We start from the raw sequence: 18948 nt of genomic DNA on the forward strand, positions 1-18948 counted from the left end.
GCATTGCGCGTCCGTGCTCTGAGGGGGTCAGCTGCCGGTGTCCAGATCCCGGACCAAGCGAGGTCTGCGCAACTGGCCGACGGTCGACAGCCAGAGGCGAGGGGGATAGGACAGTCGAATAAGGAAGTAGTTGACGTACTCGATGACCCCGAAGAGCCAGATGGCCAGCACTCCGAGACGGGTACCGAAACTGTCTGGTAGCGACACGAACACTCCCAGGAAACCGCCGACCAGCAACGCGACGTCTACTTGGCGAAGGGCGCGGTAGATCCTGCGGAGAGAAGGTGGCATCGGATGACGCTCAACCCAGGAGCGAGCAAGCAGCCAATAGATTCCCGCTTGCACCAGCACGGCCAGGAGTGGAACCAACGCGAACCACAATGCCGGACGGCTCCCGTCGTCGAGCCTTGGAACCACCACGGCAAATGCGATCGTCAGGAACACCCCGGCTGCGGCCAACTCGCCCAACCCCAGGGACAAATATCGACGACGCACCGACTGCCGTCGACTCGTACCCATATCGCGAGATTACCGAGCACTCGAGGCCGGACCCCCGCGCGCAGTCCACTGAACGTGACATCGACCGCCGAAAAGGCCACCGAAGGTCACATTGAGTGTCGTGAAATGGCGGGTGCGAGCGCAGGACCGGACGCAGCGGCTAGAGGCTTCGTCGAATCGGGATCCACAGTTCTCCCGCTCCAGACGACCAGTCGGGGGTGCTTTCGGTGACGGTGAGGATTTCGGGTCCGGGGATTGCTTCGTAGGGGTTGGACGGGAACCATTCGCCGAAGGCGTCGGCCCAGAGTTGTTGGAGCGCGGGGGCGAGTGCGGTCTCGCTGTGTGCCTCGAATACCGCCCAGGTCGATGCGGGTACGGCGAGGGTGTTCCATTCGGACGGTGCGGGTGATGTGGTGGCGACGGCGAAGTAGTAGTCGAAGAGACTGCCGTCCTCGCGTTGGGGTTCGAAGCCGTCGCTGACGAACAGGATCCCTGGGAGCTCAGGCAGGTCGGCGAGTTCACGCAGTCGGTCGCCGGTTCCGGGGGCCAGGCTTCGGTGGAATTCGGTCATTGCGGTGTTCTCGCCGCTGAACCGAAGTGGGATTCGGGTGGTTTTGCCGACGATGTGGAATGGCGGTAGTTCGGTGATGCGGTATCGCATGGTGCTTCGTCCTTCGATGGTCAGGTGAAATGTCACTGCTTGTCGGGAACGGAGGATGGTGCCGGGTCGGCGTGCCTGGGACGGTGTGACGCCATGTAGATCTCGGAAGGCCCGAGTGAATGCATCTGCCGAGTAGCCATACTTGGTCGCAACGTCGAGTACGCCCTGTCCGTCGAGGATCTCCGCTGCTGCCAATGTCATTCGGCGCTGTCGGATGTACACCGACAGCGGGATTCCGGCGAGGGCCGAGAACACGCGCCGGAAGTGGTATTCCGATGTCAGTGCGATGCGAGCGAGCTCGGTCGTGTCGATCTCGTGGTCGAGGTTGTCCTCGATGTAATCGAGTGCTGCGTTCCATCGTTCGAGCATGTGCCGCCAGACCTTCCCTTGTTCCGACAGCAACGATAGGCAGAAGCGGCAGCGTAAACCCGACTTTCTGTGCCCGGTGCAGTCGGATTCAGATCGTATGCAGGTGCCGCTGCGACTGCTGGGCGCGCAGACGCCCGAGTTCATCGAGCGCAGAACGGGATTGGTTGTTCGCCGGACGATAGACGATGAACCGAAGATCCGGGTCTCCGAGAGGCGTCAAAACGTCGAATGTCACGATGATCGGCCCGACAAGGGGATGCCGCATCGGTTTGTCACCTCGATTTCGCACGGAGACTTCCCGGGACTGCCAGTAGCGGGAAAATTCCGGGCTCTCTCGTTCGAGTTCCTCGATCAACGCTGCCAACTTCTGATCGTGTGAGTGGTTCACCCAGGCAGCGCGAAGGTCGGCCACTGCACCCCGAACGACGTCGTCGCGCGCCTCGTAGAACCCATCGAATCGACTGTCCAGAAAACACATTCGAAGGACATTGCGGTCCGCGACCGGTCGTCGGTCGATGTCGAGTAGTAGCGCAGCCATCATGTCGTTCGTGGCCAGGATGTCGAGTCGGTGATCGAGCACCATCGCCGGCAGTGGGGCGACGTCGTCGATCAACTGCCTGATGCCGTCGGGCACCTCGTGGGCGGCGGCCTGCTCCGGTGCGCGGTGGCCGGCAAGAGTGAACAGGTAGGTCCTCTGATCCGTGGATAGTTTCAAGGCACTCGACAAGGACTGCACCACTTGGGCAGATGGCCGAACATCCCTCGCCTGCTCGAGCCGAACGAGGTAATCGACGCTCAGTCCAGCCAACGCGGCGACCTCCTCACGCCGCAGACCGGGCGTGCGCGAAGCCCCTATTCGCGGTGGCAGACCGACGTCCGACGGGATCAGCGCCTCGCGTCTGGCACGCAGAAATGCTGCCAGTTCGTCTCGACCCAACTGCCTACTCACACGATCCACGGTAGGCCAATTCAGGGCAATCGGCCTGGTACCACCCTTCCCAGGATGATCTTGTCCTTCCTACGACCCGACCGGGCAGGGACCGTAAGTAGGACCGCACACGAAGGAGGGATGACCATGACACGCATGGACGACTACCGATTGCTGGGCCGCTCCGGTCTACGAGTTTCACCACTCTCGCTGGGGGCCATGACATTCGGAACCGCCTGGGGCTGGGGTGCAGACGAGGCCGACTCGAGAAGAATCTTCGACGCCTACCTCGATGCCGGTGGAAACATGGTCGACACCGCCAACATCTACACCGACGGCCAGTCGGAGCAATACCTGGGCCGATTTCTCCGAGGGCGCCGCGATTCGGTCGTCGTCGCCACGAAATACGCGGCGACGCGTGATCCGTCGGATCCGAATGCAGGTGGGGGCGGTAGAAAAAGCCTGCGCGGATCCGTCGAAGCAAGCCTGCGGAATCTCGGCACCGACCACATAGATCTGCTGTACCTGCACGCCTGGGACGGCGTGACGCCGAGTGGCGAGATCATCGCCTCGCTCGGTGAGTTGGTCCACTCGGGAAAGGTCCTGTACATCGGAATTTCCGACACCCCTGCATGGGAAGTCGCGAGCATGCAGACCACAGCTGAGTTGCGCGGTTGGCCGTCGTTTGCGGCACTCCAGGTGGAGTACAGCTTGATCGAAAGAACAACCGAACGGGAATTGCTGCCGATGGCAACGAGTTTGGGACTCGGTGTGATTCCTTGGGCTCCGCTCGGCGGTGGGGTGTTGTCGGGCAAATACTCTGCCGCGGACCTGGCGGCGGTGGGTTCCGACAGCCCAGCAGGAACCCGTCGCGACCACGCGAGGGCAAGCGGAACGCTCACCGTGCGCGGACTCGAGATTGCGGATATCGTCGTCGACGTCGCGGACGAACTCGAGGTGACCGCTGCGCAGGTGGCGTTGGCCTGGACTCTTCGGCATCCATCGGTCGTCAGCTCGCTGATCGGGGCGCGGACGTTGGAACAGCTGCAGCAGAACATCTCCGCTCTCGATGTCGAATTCGACCAATCGCAGCTCGACAGACTCCAGACAGTCAGCGCTGTCGACGCCGGGTTTCCCCACGAATTTCTGATGCGCCCCATGGTGCGTGGCGTCACGACCGGCCGCACCACCATTCGTCCTCGGCCTGTCAGGACGTGGTGAGTCAGGGCATCGGACAACTCCGGTAGGTGAGCGGATCTCCATCGTCGACGAGTGCGAATCCGGCCCGATCGAGAACCCGACGAGAGGCCGCGTTCGCGCGATAGACCTGCGCTGCCAGTGGCAGGCCGGCCGCGAGTTCTTGGGCGTGCACGAGGAGCTTGCCCGCGTAGCCGAGACCCCAGTGATGCGGATGTACCCAATAACCGACCTCGAGGTGGTCGGATCGACGAATCATGCTGAGCAACCCGACGCGCAATGACTGCGCGCTAGTCCCGATGAACCATCTCGGCACATCCGGCTGGTGGCTTCCCGTCGCATCGAGTGCCTGGGCGAACCGCCGATCGAAATAGGTTCTGCTCCAAACCGTTCCGTCGCCGACCCATCGAACCACCTCGATGTCCGACGCCATCGAGAACAGAAACTCGGCGTCGGACCGAACGGCGGGCCGCAGCAGAACTGCCGTCACAAGTCTCTGACCTGCGATGTCCTGTCGCCGCCTGCATCACCGGTATTGACGGTGCCCGATCGCTCGAACAGCAGAGCCGACACCTCCTCGGCTGCTTTGGGACAGTGCTCGACGCCCGCGGGGACGACGAAGACATCACCAGGCCCGAGTACAACGTCGCGGTCACGCAGTTGGATGGTGAGTTCTCCGCTGTGAACGAAGAACATCTCGTCGGTGTCGGGATGCGTATGCCAGACGAATTGGCCAAGAATTTTGACCACTTTGACGTCGTAGTCGTTGATGCTGGCGAGTCGATGCGGTTGCCAGGGCTTGTCGATCGCATGCAACGCTTCGACGACGTTACGTACTTCGTCGCCCTTGCCCATGTTCATGGGTTCTGCCTTTCATCGTCAGCCGATCGACTGTCACGAAGAACTCTACCGTCGATCAGCTCGGATGCAGGATAGATGTGAACAGCTCGATACACGCTGTTGCGCAGCAGGTTTACGTCTCGGTCGACAAGACCGCGTCCGGTCGGGCGCAGCGTCGGACGTCCGGATTTGAGCTCGGTGCACTCCGCTGAGCCGAGGACCGGTAGTCGGTCGAGGGCCGGTAGATCGCAGTACGATGGCCTGCGGACGGTTTCGACACAGGCAGTCGGCCGTCATCGAATCCCTGAGGAGTGCCCGCCGAATGAATCTCGCCGACTACGACGTCCTGAGCTTCGATTGCTACGGGACATTGATCGACTGGGAGACAGGCATACTGAACGTTCTCGGTCCGTGGGCGGAGCAGGCCGGTGCGGGACTGTCCGGGGACGAATTACTCGCCGCCTATGCCGTCAACGAGGCGAGAGTGCAGCAGGATTCACCCACAATGCTGTACCCCGAGATACTCGCCGAAGCGTTCCGACGAACCGGCGACACGCTGAAAGTGACGGTGTCACGGGACTGGGCGAGCAGGCTGGGAGCGTCCGTTCCCGACTGGCCTGCGTTTCCGGATTCCGCTGAGGCATTGGCGAGTCTCGCCGAGAACTACAAGCTCGTCGTCCTGTCCAATGTCCATCGCGATGGTTTCGCGGGCAGCAATCGGCGACTCGGCGTCCAGTTCGACGCCATCGTCACAGCGCAGGATGTGGGCGCATACAAGCCGGCGGACAATCACTTCGACGCGCTCGACGGGGTACTTGCGAAGCTGGGTGTCCCACGGTCACGACTGCTCCACGTCGCCCAAAGTCTGTTCCACGACCACGTACCGGCCACGCGTCACGGCATCGCCTCGGCGTGGATCGATCGGCGGCACGACCGACCCGGTTGGGGCGCAACCCCTGAGCCCACGGAGAAGTACAAGGTCGACATGAAATTCCCGAGCATGTCTGCCTTTGCAACGGCTGCCGACGCGGCACGGAGCGGTGAGTAAGTTGTTGCCGCTCATCGGTTCTTGGTTTGGCTGAATTCGACGACACTGACGCTCACCAATGCCAGGCGTCGCCCCCGACGTTCTGGATTGTTCTCTGCAACACTCGAATTGCGGTGACGAACTCGTCCTGACCGATGCCCTGCATACGTTCGTCCTGCAACATCTGCTGAACGTCCGCCGCCCGTCGGAACAGTTCCTTACCTTCCGGGGTGAACGTGACGCGCGACGTCGATTCGACGATCCAACCTTTGGTACGGGCGGAGTCGATCGCCTCGACGATTGCCTCCGGGGTGTCGTTGTGGCCGATCTTCTCGATCGTCTCTTCCCGGTCGGCCCCTGCGGGGTGCAGCAAGATCTGATGCAGGAGCCACCATTCGGGCTGGGTGAGTCCGATGTCGTGGAGGGCACCGCGGGTGCGTGCTCGGATGGCCTCGCCGGCGCGGGCGGTCCAAAATCCGATCGGCTGTCGCTCGGGTGGTTGCATCGGTCGTGCTTGTCCGTTCATGAAAGCGACAGTAGAACCTCAACCATGCTTCAGGTCAACAGGACAGACGCGGCGAGCCAGAACTACTCGTCCGTGCGCAGTTCGTCGACCAACGTGAACAGTCGCTCCAGGTAGTCGCTGTGAAAAACCTCGGTCGCGCGGATCTTGGCATCTCCATCGAGGCCGAATTGGAGGTTGACGAGTTCGACCCCGATGGCGACGCGTCGAGCATCCAGCTGTTCGAGTTCGGCAGCGAGAGCGTCGACTTTGGCCACCGGAGACAGTTCGTCGGTCATATCGCCAAGCGTAGAGGTCAGCCGACGGCTGCGAGGAATTCGCTGTAGAACAACCCGAGCCCCAGCGCCGACGCGATCGCGGCGAAGAGCCACAGTCGGATGATGACCGTCGTCTCCGCCCAGCCACCCAACTCGAAGTGGTGGTGAATCGGCGCCATTCGGAACGGCCGCTTGCCAGTGCTCTTGAACGAGGCGACCTGAATGACGACGGAAGCACTTTCGGCGACGAAGAGAGCTCCGAAGACGACGGCGATCAGTTCGGTCTTGCTCACGATCGACAGGCCTGCGAGTAGTCCGCCGAGGGCGAGCGAACCGGTGTCGCCCATGAAGATCTTGGCCGGGGCGGCGTTCCACCAGAGGAACCCGATGCAGGCACCCGCAGCGGCGGCGCACACGACGGCGAGGTCGAGTGGATCGCGCACCTGGTAGCACCCGGCAACGGAGTTGGTCGCGCACGACTGCCGGTACTGCCAGAACGTCATCACCGTGTATGCACCGAGGACGAGGGTCATGGACCCTGCCGCCAACCCGTCGAGCCCGTCGGTGAGGTTGACCGCGTTGGACCACGCGACGATGAGGAAGACACAGAACAGCACAAAAACGATCGGTGCCATCGTGAAGAACGTCGACTGGCGCACGAGCGAGAGTTCGACGTTGCCCGGCGTCAACCCGTTCCCATTGCGGAACTGCAGCGCCAGTACTGCGAAGATCACCGCTGCACTGATCTGCCCGACGTACTTACCCGTTGCCTTGAGGCCGAGGCTTCGTTTCATGCGGAGCTTGATGTAGTCGTCGAGAAAACCGACGATCCCGAGCGCGGTTGCGAGACCGAGGATCAACAGGGCAGACGCCGACGGGCCGTCGCCGCCCATCGCCACGAGGTGGGAGCCGAGGTATCCGGCCCACAGACCGACGATGATCGCGACGCCGCCCATCGTCGGCGTCCCTCGTTTGGCTTGATGGCTCACGGGTCCCTCGACGCGAATCTCCTGGCCGAAGCCCTGCCGGGTGAACAACGCGATGAGAAACGGCGTCAACAGAATCGAGACCGCCAACGCGATTCCACCGGCAACGAGAATGTTGATCATGCGTTGGAGCCCACTCTTCCTCTGTGCTGCTGTTCCCCGCCAGGTGCAACCGAGCACCGCGAGATACTGTGCCAAACGAATCGGCAAAAGTCCCAATGCGTGACGAAGGCGTTACTCACAGTTGATACGTACTCGGCGGCATTCCCACCAGTTCGGTGAACTCGCGGGTGAAGTGCGCCTGGTCGAACCAGCCGTATCGCGCCGCAAGGTCTGCCAGGGGGCCGGTGTAGCCGTTGTCGAGCTCACTGAGAGCATCGTGGATGCGGTACCGACCGAGAACCCACTTGGGCGTCGCTCCGACATAGCGCTCGAACAGCCGCTGCAGCCGCCGGGTGCCGATGCCGCACCGCTCTTCCACCTGGGCGACGCGTATCAGCGTCCGGTCGCCCAGCATGGTCCCGATGATGTCGAGAACGATCTCGTACTCCGGTTCGACCGCAGGCGCATAGGGCGTGAGAACCGCGTCGACGACGGTTCGGCAGTGGTCGGCGTCCAGGGGTGGGCCCAGCTCCGCAAGTGCGTCGACGGTATCGGCGCGGAACGAAGTGGGCGGAGCCACCTGGACATCGCGCAGGCCGCGGGCCACCGTTCCTGTGAAGGCCGCGTAGCCGCCCGGCCGGAACTTGACGCCGAAGACCCATCCGGATTCTGCGAGCACGACGTCGAAGCGGCGGGTGAGCACTCCCGTCACCACCACCGGGTCGGCCACGCCTTCTCTGGTCCAGCCGTGTTCGACGCTGAGCGTGCAGGCCGGGTGCGGGAGCGTCGAGCTGCGATAGGAGATGCCGGGCGGCAGATTCCACTGAAGCTGCCAGTAGTTCTCGACCCATGGTTGCAACGCCGCCGCACACGGCAGCCGAACCAGGTCGACGTATTGCGCCAGCTGATCCGGTCGAAGGACGCCGGACTGGGTGGCTGTCGCATTTTTCCTATCCGGCACGCGAGTCAGTGTAGGAGTCTGGTCCGACACCCGAGATGGAGGAGGAACACCATGACCGAGACACCCGTGGCCACGCTGAAGATGGTCACTCTGGACTGCGCCGACCCCGAGGCCAATGCCACATTCTGGTCGTCGCTGCTCGGCTGGAGCGTCGTACATTCGGAGCAGGCGTACGCGATGCTGCAGGGCCCGAGCAGTGCGCTCGGATTCGGTCGAGTCGACGACTACCAGCCGCCGGCGTGGCCCAATGCGAACGGCAGCAAACAGTTTCACTTCGATCTTGCGGTCGAGGATCTCGACGCCGCGGCGGCGGCCGCCGTGAAACTCGGGGCGACGCTGCCCGACGACCAGCCGGGCGAGACCTGGCGCGTGCTGCTCGACCCGGCAGGACATCCCTTCTGCCTGACACATGCCGCGAACTGGGGCTGACGCGGCTCGACGGTGTACGCGAACGTCCGAGTATCAGTTCGCGGGAGCGATGATCTGAATCAGGTTGCCGCAGGTGTCGTCGAACACCGCAGTGACCACCGGGCCCATCTCCGTGGGTTGCTGGGTGAACCGAACCCCGAGGCCGATGAGCCGATCGTATTCTGCTGCAACACTGTCCACCGCGAACTGCGTGAACGGGATGCCGTCTGCAAAGAGTGCGTTCTTGAACGGAGCAGTTGCGGGATGACCGCTGGGCTCGAGCAGCAATTCGGTGCCGTCCGGGTCCTGCGGTGAGACGACGGTGAGCCAGCGATCGGGGCCGCCCATGGCGACATCGTGCTTGACGACGAAGCCGAGCACCTCGGTGTAGAACGTGAGCGCCTTGTTCTGATCGTCGACGAAGACGCTGGTGATGTTGATTCTCATGCTGGTCCCTCACCTCTCGGCCCGCCGGCCAATTCGACAGAGACGTCGAGGTGGCCGAGATGACGGGCGTATTCCTGGAGTACATGGAAGCAGATCCAGATCAGAGTCGGCCTCTCATCGGTGAATCGTCCACCGAGCGTCGCCAATTCGTCCATCCGGTGTGTGCTCAATACTTCCTCGGTGAGCCGGGCACCGTCGTCGAGCCTGGTCAGGAGGGTCTCGGCGTCCACATCGGTCGCCACGTGCCAGGAGCCGTCCTTCTCGTCGCCGAAGGGCGCATCGACTGCTCGTCCGAGAAACCCCCAGACGAACCAGCGCTGCTCCATGTGCACCAGATGCGTCAGCATCTGCAGTGGGGTCCACTCGGAGGGAACGGTTGTGGTGGTCAGGGATTCCTCGCTCAGCGCAGTGATGCGCCGAACCAACTCGCCGCGATAGAAGCGTAGGTACTCGCGGAACAGATCGGCGGGATCGGACAGGGCGGAACTCGGTTCGGGAAATGTCGTCAGCTGTGCCATAGGTCCTTCGTATCGGGTGGTGACCCGAGTGTCCATTCTCAGCCGAACACCAGTAGCGCCGCCAGGGTCAGCATCATGATCCCGATCCCGAGGTCGAGTATTCGCCAGGCCAACGGCCGCGCGAACAGCGGACTGAGCACACGTGAGCCGTAGCCGAGCGCGGTGAACCACAGCACGCTGCCCAGCATCGCGCCGACGGCGAACCACCACCGCAGGTCTCCCGGCTGACGGTTGCCGATCGAACCGAGGAACACCACGGTGTCGAGATAGACGTGCGGGTTGAGCCAGGTCAGCGCCAGGCAGGTGGCCAGGGCCGCGATCAGTGAACCGCCACCGGTCGTCTCGGTCGTCATCGTCGAGGGAGTGCGCGCGCGATTGAGCGCCATCAGTCCGTAGACGAGCAGGAACACCGCACCGAGGATGGTCACGACGCGCAGTGCGACGGGAAAGCGGTCGACGAGTACCCCGATGCCTGCCACCCCGGCCAGAATCAGGACCGCGTCGGACACAGCGCACACCGCCACTACCGGCAGTACGTGGGTGCGTTGCAGGCCCTTGCGCAGCACGAACGCGTTCTGCGCGCCGATGGCGACGATGAGTGAGAGTCCGACGCCCAATCCGGTGAGGGTCGATTGTGCGGCGGCGAGCGAGGTCATGGTTGCAACGCTAGGAGGGTCGCATGATTAGGTCCAGCGAATGTTTTTCACGGCCGATTAGCGTACCTTCATACGGTGGAGATCGAGCAGCTCAGAGCCCTGAGAGCAGTGGTCGACGGCGGAACGTTCGAGGCCGCGGCTCGGGCGTTGCACGTGACGCCGTCGGCGGTGAGCCAGCGAATCAAGACACTCGAGCAGTCGTTGGGGCGAACGTTGGTCCAGCGAAGCAAACCGGTGGTGGCCACCCAGTCCGGTATCGCAGTGCTGCGTCTGGCGCGCCAGATCGATACCCTGACCGACCAGACTCGGGCCGAACTGAACGACGACGGAATCGCCGCTCCCGTCTCCCTCGCCGTCAATGCGGATTCGATGGCGACCTGGGTACTGCCCGTGCTCGCGCCACTGGCGACCCAGACGACCTTCGACCTGCATCGGCAAGATCAGGACCGTACCGCTCAACTACTGCACGACGGAATCGTCTCCGCCGCAATCACTTCGGTGGCCGAGCCGGTTCGTGGCTGCACCGTTCGACGCCTCGGTGCGATGCGCTACCGGCCATCGGCCACGCCGGAATTCATCGAACGGTGGTTCACGGCAGGGGTGACGGACGACGCCTTGCGAGCCGCACCGGTGGTGGTCTTCGATGCCGACGACCGGTTGCAGGACAACTACTTACAGCGATTCGGTGTCGAACCCCACGAGCCGCCCCGGCACCTGGTGCCCGCGTCCGCGGACTACGCGCGGGCCGTCGACTTGGGCTTCGGCTGGGGCATGATCCCCGATCTGCAGGCCCGTGACTCGCTGAAGTGCTTCGATGACAATGGAATCGACGACGTGCTGCTGTACTGGCAGCAATGGTCGCTGTCTTCCCCCGCACTCCAGCGAGCAGCGGACGCCGTGGCGGCAGGTGCTGCGAGGATGCTGCTGTAGCTCAGGCCGGGTTGTCGTTCGGCACGATCTCGGGCAGTCCATCGCCGACGGGGTCCAGAATCGCCGCCGATCGGGCACCCCAGCGTTCGTGCGCGGACTGCCGCGACATGCCGACAGAGGTGCCGATCGTCGCCCACGTTGCACCCTGAACCCTCAGCACCACAACGGTTTCGAGGCCGTCGAGCCCCGCTGCCAGCTGGACGCGAAGACTCAACAGATGCCACGCAAGGCTGCGTCGCGCCGGTAGGTCGGTCGATTGCTCGGCCTCCCAATCCGGTGTGCCCGGCAGGGGACCTGTGCCGATGATCTCGTCGGCAACCCGTCCGGCCTCGATGGCCGCTGCTGTCACAACCGACCGCGTTGCATCAGAGATATCCGCCTCGATGGCGAGTGTGATGGGATCCATGCTCGACCTCCTGTGTCAGGAACAGCCTGACAATAGGAGGTCGGTTTGTCAAGATTTACCTGACACTTTTACAGCATGCCCAGCACACGGTCGATGGACTGGACGGCTTGGGTCAGCTCGGCTTCGGTGATGGTCAGCGCAGGACGGAATCGCACTGCGGCGTCGCCGCAACCGAGTGCAAGGACGTGTTCCTCGGTACGCAACAGTTCGATCACTCGGTCGCGGGTAGCGGCGTCGGGCAGGGAGAAGGCGCACATCAGACCACGGCCGCGTACCTCGGAGACCGAGATGTGCCGAGTTGCCAACTCCTGCAACTGGTTCAGCAATACAGCTCCAAGTTCACCGGCACGAGAGATGAGCTTCTCGGACTCGACCACTTCCAGGATTCGACGCGACCGCACCATGTCGGTGAGGTTGCCACCCCACGTCGAATTGATGCGGGAGCTGACGGCGAAGACATTGTCGTCGATGTCGTCGACGCGACCGCCGGCCATGACGCCGCAGACCTGAACCTTCTTGCCGAAGGCGACGATATCGGGAACGACGTCGAGTTGCTGGAAAGCCCATGCGGTACCGGTCATTCCGGCACCGGTCTGAACTTCGTCCATGACGAACAGGGCGTCGAACTCGTGGCAGAGGTCGCGCAACTTCTGCAGGAAGCGGGGCCGGAAGTGGTGATCTCCTCCCTCGCCCTGGATGGGTTCGATGATGGCGCAGGCAATGTCGTGCGGATTGGCCTCGAAGGCCAGGCGGGCCGCGGCCAACGATGCATCCTCGAGTTCGTCCATGTTCGCGTCGGATCTGATGTACGGGGACGGGATACGCGGCCAGTCGAACTTCGGGAAGCGGGCGACCTTGTTCGGGTCGGTGTTCGTCAAAGACATCGTGTAACCCGAGCGTCCGTGGAACGCATGCTCGAAATGCATCACCTGGGAGCCGAGCGACGGGTCTATGCCGTGGCGCTCGTTCCAGCGTGACTTCCAGTCGAACGCCACCTTCAACGCGTTCTCCACCGCCAGTGCACCGCCCTCGACGAAGAACAGGTGGGGCAGGCGGGCGTCACCGAGGACCCGCGCGAACGTGTCGACGAATCGTGCCATGGGCACGGTGTAGATGTCGGAGTTGCTGGGCTTGTTCATCGCCGCCTGCATCAGGTCCGCCCGAAACTCCGGGTCGTCGATCAGCGCCGGGTGGTTCATACCCAGGGCGTTGGACGCGAAGAACGTGAACAGGTCCAGGTAGCGAGTGCCGTCCCTGGCGTCGACCAGGGTGGAACCGTTCGAGGCATCGAGGTCGAGGACCAGCTCGAAACCGTCGGCCAGAAGGTGTTCACCGATCACGTCGCGGACGTTGGAGGCGTCGATCGTCACTCCGGTGCGCTGTAATACTTGCGTCATGACGTCGAACATACGCGTTAATATTCCGTAATCAAGCCCAATACGCAGGAAATTATACGGTTGTGACCCTCATCGGTAGGCTGATCTCCGACGGTTCGGTTCTCTCCACGGAAGGTGTACGCGCATGTCTGCATCCATCACCCACGACGAGTTGAGTGTGCGCACTCGCGCCATCCTCGACCGGCTGGGTGCGACGATCGCGCTCGACGCCCCCGCGGGACCCGACGCGATCGTGGCGCGCTCGCCCATCACCGGTGGAAACCTGGCGACGCTGGCGTCTGCGTCGGCAGCCGATGTCGACGGCGTCATCGCCGACGCGCGCACCGCTTTCGTATCGTGGTCGCAGGTGCCGGCCCCCGGGCGAGGTCAGGTGATCCGCGAACTGGGCGAGTTACTGCGCGTGCACAAAGAGGACCTGGGCGCGCTGGTGTCCATCGAGGCCGGAAAGATCGTGTCCGAGGGCCTCGGTGAGGTGCAGGAGATGATCGATATCTGCGACTTCGCCGTCGGACTCTCGCGTCAGCTCTACGGCAACACCATTGCGACCGAGCGGCCCGGACATCGCATGATGGAACAGTGGCATCCGCTCGGTGTCGTCGGCGTCATCACGGCCTTCAATTTCCCTGTTGCCGTGTGGAGTTGGAATACTGCCCTCGCGCTCGTCGCGGGTGACACCGTCATCTGGAAGCCGTCGGAGAAGACTCCGCTGACCGCCGTCGGAGTGCAGGCACTGTTCGAGCGGGCTGCCGCCGCAGCGGGAGTGGACCCCAAGATCGCTCAGCTGGTGATCGGCGACCGTGCGTCCGGTGAAGCGCTGGTGGATGATTCGCGCGTGGCCCTGGTGTCGGCAACCGGTTCGACCAGAATGGGCCGGGCGGTGGCACCTCGGGTTGCGCAGCGATTCGGCCGAGTGTTGCTCGAGCTCGGCGGCAACAACGCGGCGATCGTGACGCCGTCGGCCGATCTCGACCTGACGACGCGTGGGCTGGTGTTCTCGGCCGCCGGGACTGCCGGTCAGCGCTGCACTTCGCTCCGACGCGTCATCGTGCATTCCTCCGTTGCGGACGAACTGGTCGCCAAACTGGTGGCAGCGTACGAGACTCTGTCGATCGGATCTCCTCTGGAGAGTGGCACTTTGGTTGGACCGCTGATCGATGCGGGTGCCTTCTCTGGTTATCGAGAAGCCCTCGAGATCGCTGTATCCGACGGCGGAACGATTGTGGTCGGCGGCGAGCGGGTGAACGTGGTCGACGAGTACTCGTTCTACGTCCAGCCTGCGATCGTGACGATGCCCGCGCAGACCGACATCGTCCAGCACGAGACCTTTGCACCCATTATGTATGTGTTGACGTACGAGACCCTCGACGAGGCGATCGCCTTGCACAACGATGTGCCGCAGGGTCTTTCGTCGTCGATCTTCACCACCGACCTGCGCGAAGCGGAGCGCTTCCTGTCCGCCGCCGGCTCTGACTGCGGCATCGCGAACGTCAACATCGGACCTTCCGGCGCAGAGATCGGCGGTGCCTTCGGCGGTGAGAAGGAAACCGGCGGCGGACGCGAATCCGGTTCCGACGCATGGAAGGCCTACATGCGCCGTGCAACCAACACCGTCAACTATTCCAACGAACTGCCCCTGGCGCAGGGAGTGAAGTTCGGCTGACGGCATGATCGGCAGTATGAAAGTACTGTCGATGCTCTTGGCCGGTCTTACTGTCGGCTACGCCATCAGCGACATCGGCCCGTTCGATTCGCTGTTGAGCAGCACCGCGCAGTTCGGTTCGTTCTGGTCAATTGTCAACAGACTGACTGTCGTTGCGATCTCTGCCTGCGTGGCCTCGGTCGCGCTGGCGCGTGCGAGAGCACGCGTCTCGATCGTCGTGGCGATCGCATCGGCGCTCGTCGTCGTGTTCCAGACCGTCGGAATGGTGACCGGATTGCTCGGCCATTGGGCCGGTGCAGTGGCCACCGGTGCAGTACTCGCCGCAGTTGCAGTGCTGGCGGGGCGGCATCGAGGTGAACAGGCCACGTTGGCGGTTGCCGTACTCGGTGCCGGGCTCCTCGGTGGTCCGCTGGACGCGCTCGTGGAGGCGAACGACGGTCCCGTCTTCGTCTGGGACGTGGTCGGTGCCGAGGACGATGTGAGCCCGCAGCGGGCGATAGTGATGGTGATTCTCGCATCGGCCACTGCGGCTGCTCTGTTTCTGGCCCACCGCAATGACGAACCGGAGCCGCACGAGACCCGGCGAATTCTGCTGGTCGGCCTCGCACTACCCGTCGCCGTCGGTGTGGTGAGATGGATTGCCGCAGGTCACGACGCCGGGAGCGCGGTTTGGCTCGTCGGCCTCGCCGGTATGACGGCCTCCGCAGTGGTGGCGTCGTTTCTACTTCCCGGACGCGATGGACGCCTGCTGCTGGTGCTTTGTGCGCTGTCGGCAGGCGTGTTCGGCACGTTCGGCATGGCCGCCGGGAACAGTGCCCAGCTGGCCCTGACGGTGGGCCTGTTGATCCTCGGAGCAGGGATCGGCTACCGGTGGCCCCACCTGTACGTCGGGCTGGGTGGCCTTCTCGTCATTGCCGTTGCGGGCGTGATCGAGGGCTATGCGGACGTCCAGACGGGGTCGGAGTTCGTCTTGCCGTTGATCGCTGCCTACGTGGTGGTGTCCGCGCTGACGATCTCGCCGGGATCTCTGGCACTGTCGCTGCCTGCGCTGTTCACCACGACCCTGCCGGTGACGGCGTATGCCGCGAGCTTTCAGACCGCCTCGGTCTACGACCGCGCGGTGTTCACTCCCACGACCGAACACGACCCCATGGTGTTCTCGGCGGTCGGGCTCGTGGTTGTCGCGGTGATGACGTGCGCCTGCGCGGTGTTGACGCGCAGGCCCACCGAGAAATCTGACCCGCCGCGCGTCTGACGCCGGCGGCGATCCCCGGTGTGGGCACCATGTTCCGTAGCGTGCATCTCATGTCCGATCACAGCCGGAACAGAGAAGTGCCCGACGACGTCTCCGACGTGACGTTGGGTTTCTGTCTCGCTGTTGCGATGTTCTTGCCCTCGTATTTCGGCGCGACGCTCATCACCGACGCGCTGTTGGGGCGGGTAGGTCTGCCGCTGTCCCCGCTGCTGTGGCTGTTCGCGGCGGTACCGCTGTCGATTGCCATGGTGCATCTGGAAGATCGGGTTCAGAGTCGTTCTGATTGGAACCGAATCAAGGGGTTCTGGTACGGCGTCGGCGTCGGCGCGTCGACTCTGCCGCCGCTGGGGCTGGCGTTGCTCGCGCCGCTTCCGACGCTGACCGGTCTCGACCGCGGCGGTCCGTCGATGGTGGTGTTCGTGGCGTTGGCACTTCTGATCGTGGGCATCGTGGTTCGGGGAAAGCTACGCGGCACGGCCTGAGTCACGCTGGTCAGTCGAACAGATCTTTTCCACCGAAAACACACCAGCCCGCCCACGAACGAAACAGGTGGGCGGGCTCGTGAGCGTTCTGTATGCGTCGGACTACGGCGCGGGTGCAACCTCGGTGGTCGTCGGAACCGCAGTCTCGGTTGCGGTCTCGGCAGCCGTCTCGGTCGCGGTGACACAGAGCGGCGGTGCGCCTTCGACGGGGGTCTCACCCTCGACGGGGACGGTGCACTCGGGGGTTGCGACGGGCTCGGACGCCGGTGCCGGTGCTACTGCGGGTGCCGGTGCTACTGCCGCGGGGGCGGGCGCAACCGGAACCGTGGTGGTAACGACGGGCGTCGAGGTGACCGGTGCGGTCGTGGTGGCCGTCGGAGTCGGCGTTGCCGAGGTGGTCGCGGGTGCCACGATCGTTTGGATCGCTGCGCGTCCCGCCTTCTCCTGAACCTCCTTGCTCTTCACTGGTTCACCTCTGTTGGCCTCTTCCAACAATTCGGTCAGCCAGGCTCCTGCGTACTGAGCGGAAGTCAAAGGCTTACCGTTGGCCGCGTCTGCATCACGCCAGTAATCGAAGTGGTGTCCCGAGCCTGGCCCGAGGGTCAGTCCGTAGGGGTCGTTCATCACAACCGGGATGGTGTTCTGGTTGGAGGAAAGGAAGCCGGTGATCTCTCTGAAGATCTTCTGCGGCAGGTAGACCATGTCGATCATCTGACCGGTCTCGATCGGCTCCTGCTCCCCGTCCACCTTGGCAGCGACCGGTGTGGTTGCCGTGCCGGGCTTGTACGTGGGTTCGGAGACCTTGATCAGCACGTCGAGGAATGTCTCGTCGCTCTGCATCCAATTGGGCTGCGAAGCAATGTCGTTGAAGGCATTCACTGCGATGCGGCCCAAGGCGAGAGCCAGATCGGCTCCAGTGGCGGGCGTCAGTTGCTCTTTCTCCAATGCATCGGCGTTGACCTGTCGGCCGATGTTGGCAGCGAGATGAAGCAGCGACGTGTTCTCCGGCAGAGCGCAGGTGAGGTCACCCTCGGAGCAGAAGGATGCAACTCGGCCGTCGAGTGCGCCGAAGCCGCCCGAGGTTCCGGGCAACGCACCCTGGCCCGATATCGGCGAGTTGCCATTCTGGTATTTGGTGTCGAAGCCGTCGGGATTGCCGAACGGATTGTCGGCGCCGGGGAACGGTCCCTGACCGGCCTGGCGGCCGGCGTCGGCGAGGATAACGACACCGACCACCTGAGAGGGGTCGATGATGCCGTACTTGCCGTCCGCCGGGACAGTTTGGTTGCCGATTTCCATAGCCGTCCGGCGGGCCACGTCTGCACCCTCGCTGTAGCCGACGATTGCGAAGCGGGTCTTGGGGCAGGAGGCAGTGATGGACTTCATGATGGTCTGCGAGTTGGTGACACCGGTCTGCACGGCGCTGTCGTAGCTCGCCATGTTTGCGGGGTACTCGACGTAGACCGCCGCGTAGGAGTCCGGAACGACGTTGCCGTTGTTGGGAGCTCGCACAACCTGGTCGATCCAGTCGCTCGAGTAGTCACCGGACATCGCGGCAGGCAGTCGTTCGCCATCGGGTGTGGTGAGCCACTTGACGCCGTCGCGTGGTGTGTCGTTGCGTCCGCCGATGGCGATGCTGACCATGTCGTAGCACGTTGCCGTGGACACCAGTTCGATGGAGGCTTCGGTGCTGGTGGCCGGTGTCGACCATGGAGCTGCAACGACAACCCCGGCACCGAGTGCTCCGATCGCGAACGCGCTCAACGCAACGCGAGCACGCTTCGACTTGCCAACATTCATGTTTTCGATCCCCATCGTTTACGCCCGAACCGATTTGCCCGACTGCAGTTGCCAGTGGGTTACCCGGCATTTCGTACTCGGGGTGGTTCGCGTTACAAAGTGGATGATTTACCGTCGTGCGCATGACAATTCACGACCGAATGACATCGACGGAATTCAGCCTGACCGACGGGTCGACGTGCGTCGTGCGTGAGGCGGTGGCGTCGGACCTCGAATCGATCGTTGCGTTGCTGGTCGACGACCCGCTGGGTGTCTCGCGGGAGTCAGCCGACGACATGGGTCGGTATCGCGCCGCCTTCGAGGACATCTCGTCGGATCCACGGAACCTGCAGGTCGTGGTGGTGCACAGTGACGAGGTGGTGGCAACACTGCAGTTGACGGTCATTCCGGGGCTGGCGCGCGGGGGAGCGCTGCGGGCGCAGATCGAAGCCGTGCGGGTGGCTGCTGCGTGGCGCAGCCGGGGACTCGGTGGTGTGCTGATCAGGTGGGCGATCGAGGAAGCCATGCGGCGGGGGTGCGCTCTGGTGCAGTTGACCTCCGATGTCAGTCGCACGGACGCGCATCGCTTCTACACCCGACTCGGCTTCGGCGACTCGCACGTCGGCTTCAAGATGCAGCTCGACACTATTGCTTAGATACC

At 63.5% G+C, this 18948-nt stretch carries 23 protein-coding genes; 8 read left to right on the plus strand and 15 right to left on the minus strand.

Annotation, left to right across the window (positions count from 1 at the left end; all coding sequences use genetic code 11):
• Window positions 1-27 precede the first annotated feature (27 nt).
• From AC5WEY_RS04630 to AC5WEY_RS04640, 3 genes are all read right to left on the minus strand, one after another.
• Window positions 28-519, minus strand: coding sequence for a hypothetical protein (locus AC5WEY_RS04630; protein WP_495644869.1), 492 nt, complete (start codon window positions 517-519; stop codon window positions 28-30).
• 139 nt (window positions 520-658) lie between these two features.
• Complete coding sequence (locus AC5WEY_RS04635) at window positions 659-1528, minus strand: AraC family transcriptional regulator (protein WP_495644870.1); 870 nt, start codon at window positions 1526-1528, stop codon at window positions 659-661.
• An 88-nt stretch (window positions 1529-1616) separates the two neighbouring features.
• Entirely contained in the window at window positions 1617-2477 is an 861-nt protein-coding gene (locus AC5WEY_RS04640; RefSeq protein WP_495644871.1) for a helix-turn-helix transcriptional regulator, read from the minus strand.
• A gap of 126 nt (window positions 2478-2603) precedes the next feature.
• On the opposite strand from AC5WEY_RS04640, the gene AC5WEY_RS04645 reads away from it, so the two are divergent.
• The gene (locus AC5WEY_RS04645) at window positions 2604-3677 is read left to right on the plus strand and encodes an aldo/keto reductase (protein WP_495644872.1); all 1074 of its coding nucleotides are present in this window, start codon (window positions 2604-2606) and stop codon (window positions 3675-3677) included.
• Window position 3678: 1 nt separating this feature from the next.
• Here AC5WEY_RS04645 and AC5WEY_RS04650 read toward each other — a convergent pair whose 3' ends face one another.
• A complete protein-coding gene (locus tag AC5WEY_RS04650) occupies window positions 3679-4143 on the minus strand; it encodes a GNAT family N-acetyltransferase (protein ID WP_495644873.1) in 465 nt (154 codons plus the stop codon).
• Window positions 4140-4508: a cupin domain-containing protein gene (locus tag AC5WEY_RS04655; RefSeq protein WP_495645525.1), complete on the minus strand. Its 369-nt coding sequence runs from the start codon at window positions 4506-4508 to the stop codon at window positions 4140-4142. Before AC5WEY_RS04655 ends, AC5WEY_RS04650 begins: the two co-directional genes overlap by 4 nt.
• A gap of 307 nt (window positions 4509-4815) precedes the next feature.
• Here AC5WEY_RS04655 and AC5WEY_RS04660 point away from each other — a divergent pair, with 307 nt between their 5' ends.
• The gene (locus AC5WEY_RS04660) at window positions 4816-5541 is read left to right on the plus strand and encodes an HAD-IA family hydrolase (protein WP_495644874.1); all 726 of its coding nucleotides are present in this window, start codon (window positions 4816-4818) and stop codon (window positions 5539-5541) included.
• A 52-nt stretch (window positions 5542-5593) separates the two neighbouring features.
• Here AC5WEY_RS04660 and AC5WEY_RS04665 read toward each other — a convergent pair whose 3' ends face one another.
• The 4 genes from AC5WEY_RS04665 to AC5WEY_RS04680 form a co-directional block, all read right to left on the minus strand.
• Window positions 5594-6046 carry a MarR family winged helix-turn-helix transcriptional regulator gene (locus tag AC5WEY_RS04665; protein ID WP_495644875.1) on the minus strand — a complete coding sequence of 151 codons (453 nt, stop codon included), beginning with the start codon at window positions 6044-6046 and terminating at the stop codon, window positions 5594-5596.
• 62 nt (window positions 6047-6108) lie between these two features.
• Window positions 6109-6321, minus strand: coding sequence for an oxidoreductase (locus AC5WEY_RS04670; protein WP_094616168.1), 213 nt, complete (start codon window positions 6319-6321; stop codon window positions 6109-6111).
• A gap of 17 nt (window positions 6322-6338) precedes the next feature.
• A complete protein-coding gene (gene mraY / locus AC5WEY_RS04675; RefSeq protein WP_495644876.1) occupies window positions 6339-7409 on the minus strand; it encodes a phospho-N-acetylmuramoyl-pentapeptide-transferase in 1071 nt (356 codons plus the stop codon).
• A gap of 115 nt (window positions 7410-7524) precedes the next feature.
• Window positions 7525-8349, minus strand: a complete 825-nt coding sequence (locus tag AC5WEY_RS04680) for a DUF6597 domain-containing transcriptional factor (protein ID WP_495644877.1) — start codon at window positions 8347-8349, stop codon at window positions 7525-7527.
• A 51-nt stretch (window positions 8350-8400) separates the two neighbouring features.
• On the opposite strand from AC5WEY_RS04680, the gene AC5WEY_RS04685 reads away from it, so the two are divergent.
• Window positions 8401-8778 carry a VOC family protein gene (locus AC5WEY_RS04685; RefSeq protein WP_495644878.1) on the plus strand — a complete coding sequence of 126 codons (378 nt, stop codon included), beginning with the start codon at window positions 8401-8403 and terminating at the stop codon, window positions 8776-8778.
• 33 nt (window positions 8779-8811) lie between these two features.
• On the opposite strand, the gene AC5WEY_RS04690 is transcribed toward AC5WEY_RS04685, so the two are convergent.
• Genes AC5WEY_RS04690 through AC5WEY_RS04700 form a run of 3 tightly spaced genes read right to left on the minus strand, consistent with a single transcriptional unit; the run spans window position 8812 to window position 10378 of the window.
• Window positions 8812-9204, minus strand: a complete 393-nt coding sequence (locus tag AC5WEY_RS04690) for a VOC family protein (protein ID WP_495644879.1) — start codon at window positions 9202-9204, stop codon at window positions 8812-8814.
• Window positions 9201-9722 carry a mycothiol transferase gene (locus AC5WEY_RS04695; protein WP_495644880.1) on the minus strand — a complete coding sequence of 174 codons (522 nt, stop codon included), beginning with the start codon at window positions 9720-9722 and terminating at the stop codon, window positions 9201-9203. Before AC5WEY_RS04695 ends, AC5WEY_RS04690 begins: the two co-directional genes overlap by 4 nt.
• 38 nt (window positions 9723-9760) lie before the next feature.
• Entirely contained in the window at window positions 9761-10378 is a 618-nt protein-coding gene (locus AC5WEY_RS04700) for a LysE/ArgO family amino acid transporter (RefSeq protein WP_495644881.1), read from the minus strand.
• Between the two features lie 75 nt (window positions 10379-10453).
• Here AC5WEY_RS04700 and AC5WEY_RS04705 point away from each other — a divergent pair, with 75 nt between their 5' ends.
• Complete coding sequence (locus AC5WEY_RS04705) at window positions 10454-11308, plus strand: LysR family transcriptional regulator ArgP (RefSeq protein WP_495644882.1); 855 nt, start codon at window positions 10454-10456, stop codon at window positions 11306-11308.
• 1 nt (window position 11309) lies between these two features.
• Here the strand turns inward: AC5WEY_RS04705 and AC5WEY_RS04710 are convergent, their stop codons facing one another.
• Both AC5WEY_RS04710 and lat read right to left on the minus strand, forming a co-directional pair.
• Entirely contained in the window at window positions 11310-11714 is a 405-nt protein-coding gene (locus AC5WEY_RS04710) for a hypothetical protein (RefSeq protein ID WP_495644883.1), read from the minus strand.
• A 68-nt stretch (window positions 11715-11782) separates the two neighbouring features.
• Complete coding sequence (gene lat / locus AC5WEY_RS04715) at window positions 11783-13111, minus strand: L-lysine 6-transaminase (RefSeq protein WP_495644884.1); 1329 nt, start codon at window positions 13109-13111, stop codon at window positions 11783-11785.
• 124 nt (window positions 13112-13235) lie between these two features.
• On the opposite strand from lat, the gene amaB reads away from it, so the two are divergent.
• Genes amaB through AC5WEY_RS04730 form a run of 3 tightly spaced genes read left to right on the plus strand, consistent with a single transcriptional unit; the run spans window position 13236 to window position 16508 of the window.
• The gene (amaB, locus tag AC5WEY_RS04720) at window positions 13236-14771 is read left to right on the plus strand and encodes an L-piperidine-6-carboxylate dehydrogenase (RefSeq protein ID WP_495644885.1); all 1536 of its coding nucleotides are present in this window, start codon (window positions 13236-13238) and stop codon (window positions 14769-14771) included.
• Between the two features lie 16 nt (window positions 14772-14787).
• A complete protein-coding gene (locus tag AC5WEY_RS04725) occupies window positions 14788-16026 on the plus strand; it encodes a hypothetical protein (RefSeq protein ID WP_495644886.1) in 1239 nt (412 codons plus the stop codon).
• 50 nt (window positions 16027-16076) lie between these two features.
• Window positions 16077-16508 carry a hypothetical protein gene (locus AC5WEY_RS04730; RefSeq protein WP_495644887.1) on the plus strand — a complete coding sequence of 144 codons (432 nt, stop codon included), beginning with the start codon at window positions 16077-16079 and terminating at the stop codon, window positions 16506-16508.
• 102 nt (window positions 16509-16610) lie between these two features.
• Here the strand turns inward: AC5WEY_RS04730 and AC5WEY_RS04735 are convergent, their stop codons facing one another.
• Window positions 16611-18323, minus strand: a complete 1713-nt coding sequence (locus AC5WEY_RS04735; RefSeq protein WP_057478437.1) for a cutinase family protein — start codon at window positions 18321-18323, stop codon at window positions 16611-16613.
• 107 nt (window positions 18324-18430) lie between these two features.
• Between AC5WEY_RS04735 and AC5WEY_RS04740 the strand changes: the two genes are divergently transcribed.
• Window positions 18431-18943 (plus strand): GNAT family N-acetyltransferase, encoded by a 513-nt coding sequence (locus tag AC5WEY_RS04740; RefSeq protein ID WP_495644888.1) that lies wholly within the window; start codon window positions 18431-18433, stop codon window positions 18941-18943.
• Window positions 18944-18948: the final 5 nt, after the last annotated feature.

It is taken from the genome of Rhodococcoides sp. S146-33 (assembly GCF_059489205.1).

Excerpts from the sequence above, each read along its gene's own strand:
- AC5WEY_RS04635 (WP_495644870.1), bottom strand. The coding sequence starts at position 1,528 with ATGCTCGAACGATGGAACGCAGCACTCGATTACATCGAGGACAACCTC.
- AC5WEY_RS04735 (WP_057478437.1), bottom strand. The coding sequence starts at position 18,323 with ATGGGGATCGAAAACATGAATGTTGGCAAGTCGAAGCGTGCTCGCGTT.
- AC5WEY_RS04670 (WP_094616168.1), bottom strand. The coding sequence starts at position 6,321 with ATGACCGACGAACTGTCTCCGGTGGCCAAAGTCGACGCTCTCGCTGCC.
- AC5WEY_RS04655 (WP_495645525.1), bottom strand. The coding sequence starts at position 4,508 with ATGGGCAAGGGCGACGAAGTACGTAACGTCGTCGAAGCGTTGCATGCG.
- AC5WEY_RS04665 (WP_495644875.1), bottom strand. The coding sequence starts at position 6,046 with ATGAACGGACAAGCACGACCGATGCAACCACCCGAGCGACAGCCGATC.
- AC5WEY_RS04740 (WP_495644888.1), top strand. The coding sequence starts at position 18,431 with ATGACAATTCACGACCGAATGACATCGACGGAATTCAGCCTGACCGAC.
- amaB (WP_495644885.1), top strand. The coding sequence starts at position 13,236 with ATGTCTGCATCCATCACCCACGACGAGTTGAGTGTGCGCACTCGCGCC.
- AC5WEY_RS04730 (WP_495644887.1), top strand. The coding sequence starts at position 16,077 with ATGTCCGATCACAGCCGGAACAGAGAAGTGCCCGACGACGTCTCCGAC.
- AC5WEY_RS04710 (WP_495644883.1), bottom strand. The coding sequence starts at position 11,714 with ATGGATCCCATCACACTCGCCATCGAGGCGGATATCTCTGATGCAACG.
- AC5WEY_RS04645 (WP_495644872.1), top strand. The coding sequence starts at position 2,604 with ATGACACGCATGGACGACTACCGATTGCTGGGCCGCTCCGGTCTACGA.
- AC5WEY_RS04700 (WP_495644881.1), bottom strand. The coding sequence starts at position 10,378 with ATGACCTCGCTCGCCGCCGCACAATCGACCCTCACCGGATTGGGCGTC.
- AC5WEY_RS04695 (WP_495644880.1), bottom strand. The coding sequence starts at position 9,722 with ATGGCACAGCTGACGACATTTCCCGAACCGAGTTCCGCCCTGTCCGAT.
- AC5WEY_RS04725 (WP_495644886.1), top strand. The coding sequence starts at position 14,788 with ATGAAAGTACTGTCGATGCTCTTGGCCGGTCTTACTGTCGGCTACGCC.
- AC5WEY_RS04690 (WP_495644879.1), bottom strand. The coding sequence starts at position 9,204 with ATGAGAATCAACATCACCAGCGTCTTCGTCGACGATCAGAACAAGGCG.
- mraY (WP_495644876.1), bottom strand. The coding sequence starts at position 7,409 with ATGATCAACATTCTCGTTGCCGGTGGAATCGCGTTGGCGGTCTCGATT.
- lat (WP_495644884.1), bottom strand. The coding sequence starts at position 13,111 with ATGACGCAAGTATTACAGCGCACCGGAGTGACGATCGACGCCTCCAAC.
- AC5WEY_RS04660 (WP_495644874.1), top strand. The coding sequence starts at position 4,816 with ATGAATCTCGCCGACTACGACGTCCTGAGCTTCGATTGCTACGGGACA.
- AC5WEY_RS04685 (WP_495644878.1), top strand. The coding sequence starts at position 8,401 with ATGACCGAGACACCCGTGGCCACGCTGAAGATGGTCACTCTGGACTGC.
- AC5WEY_RS04630 (WP_495644869.1), bottom strand. The coding sequence starts at position 519 with ATGGGTACGAGTCGACGGCAGTCGGTGCGTCGTCGATATTTGTCCCTG.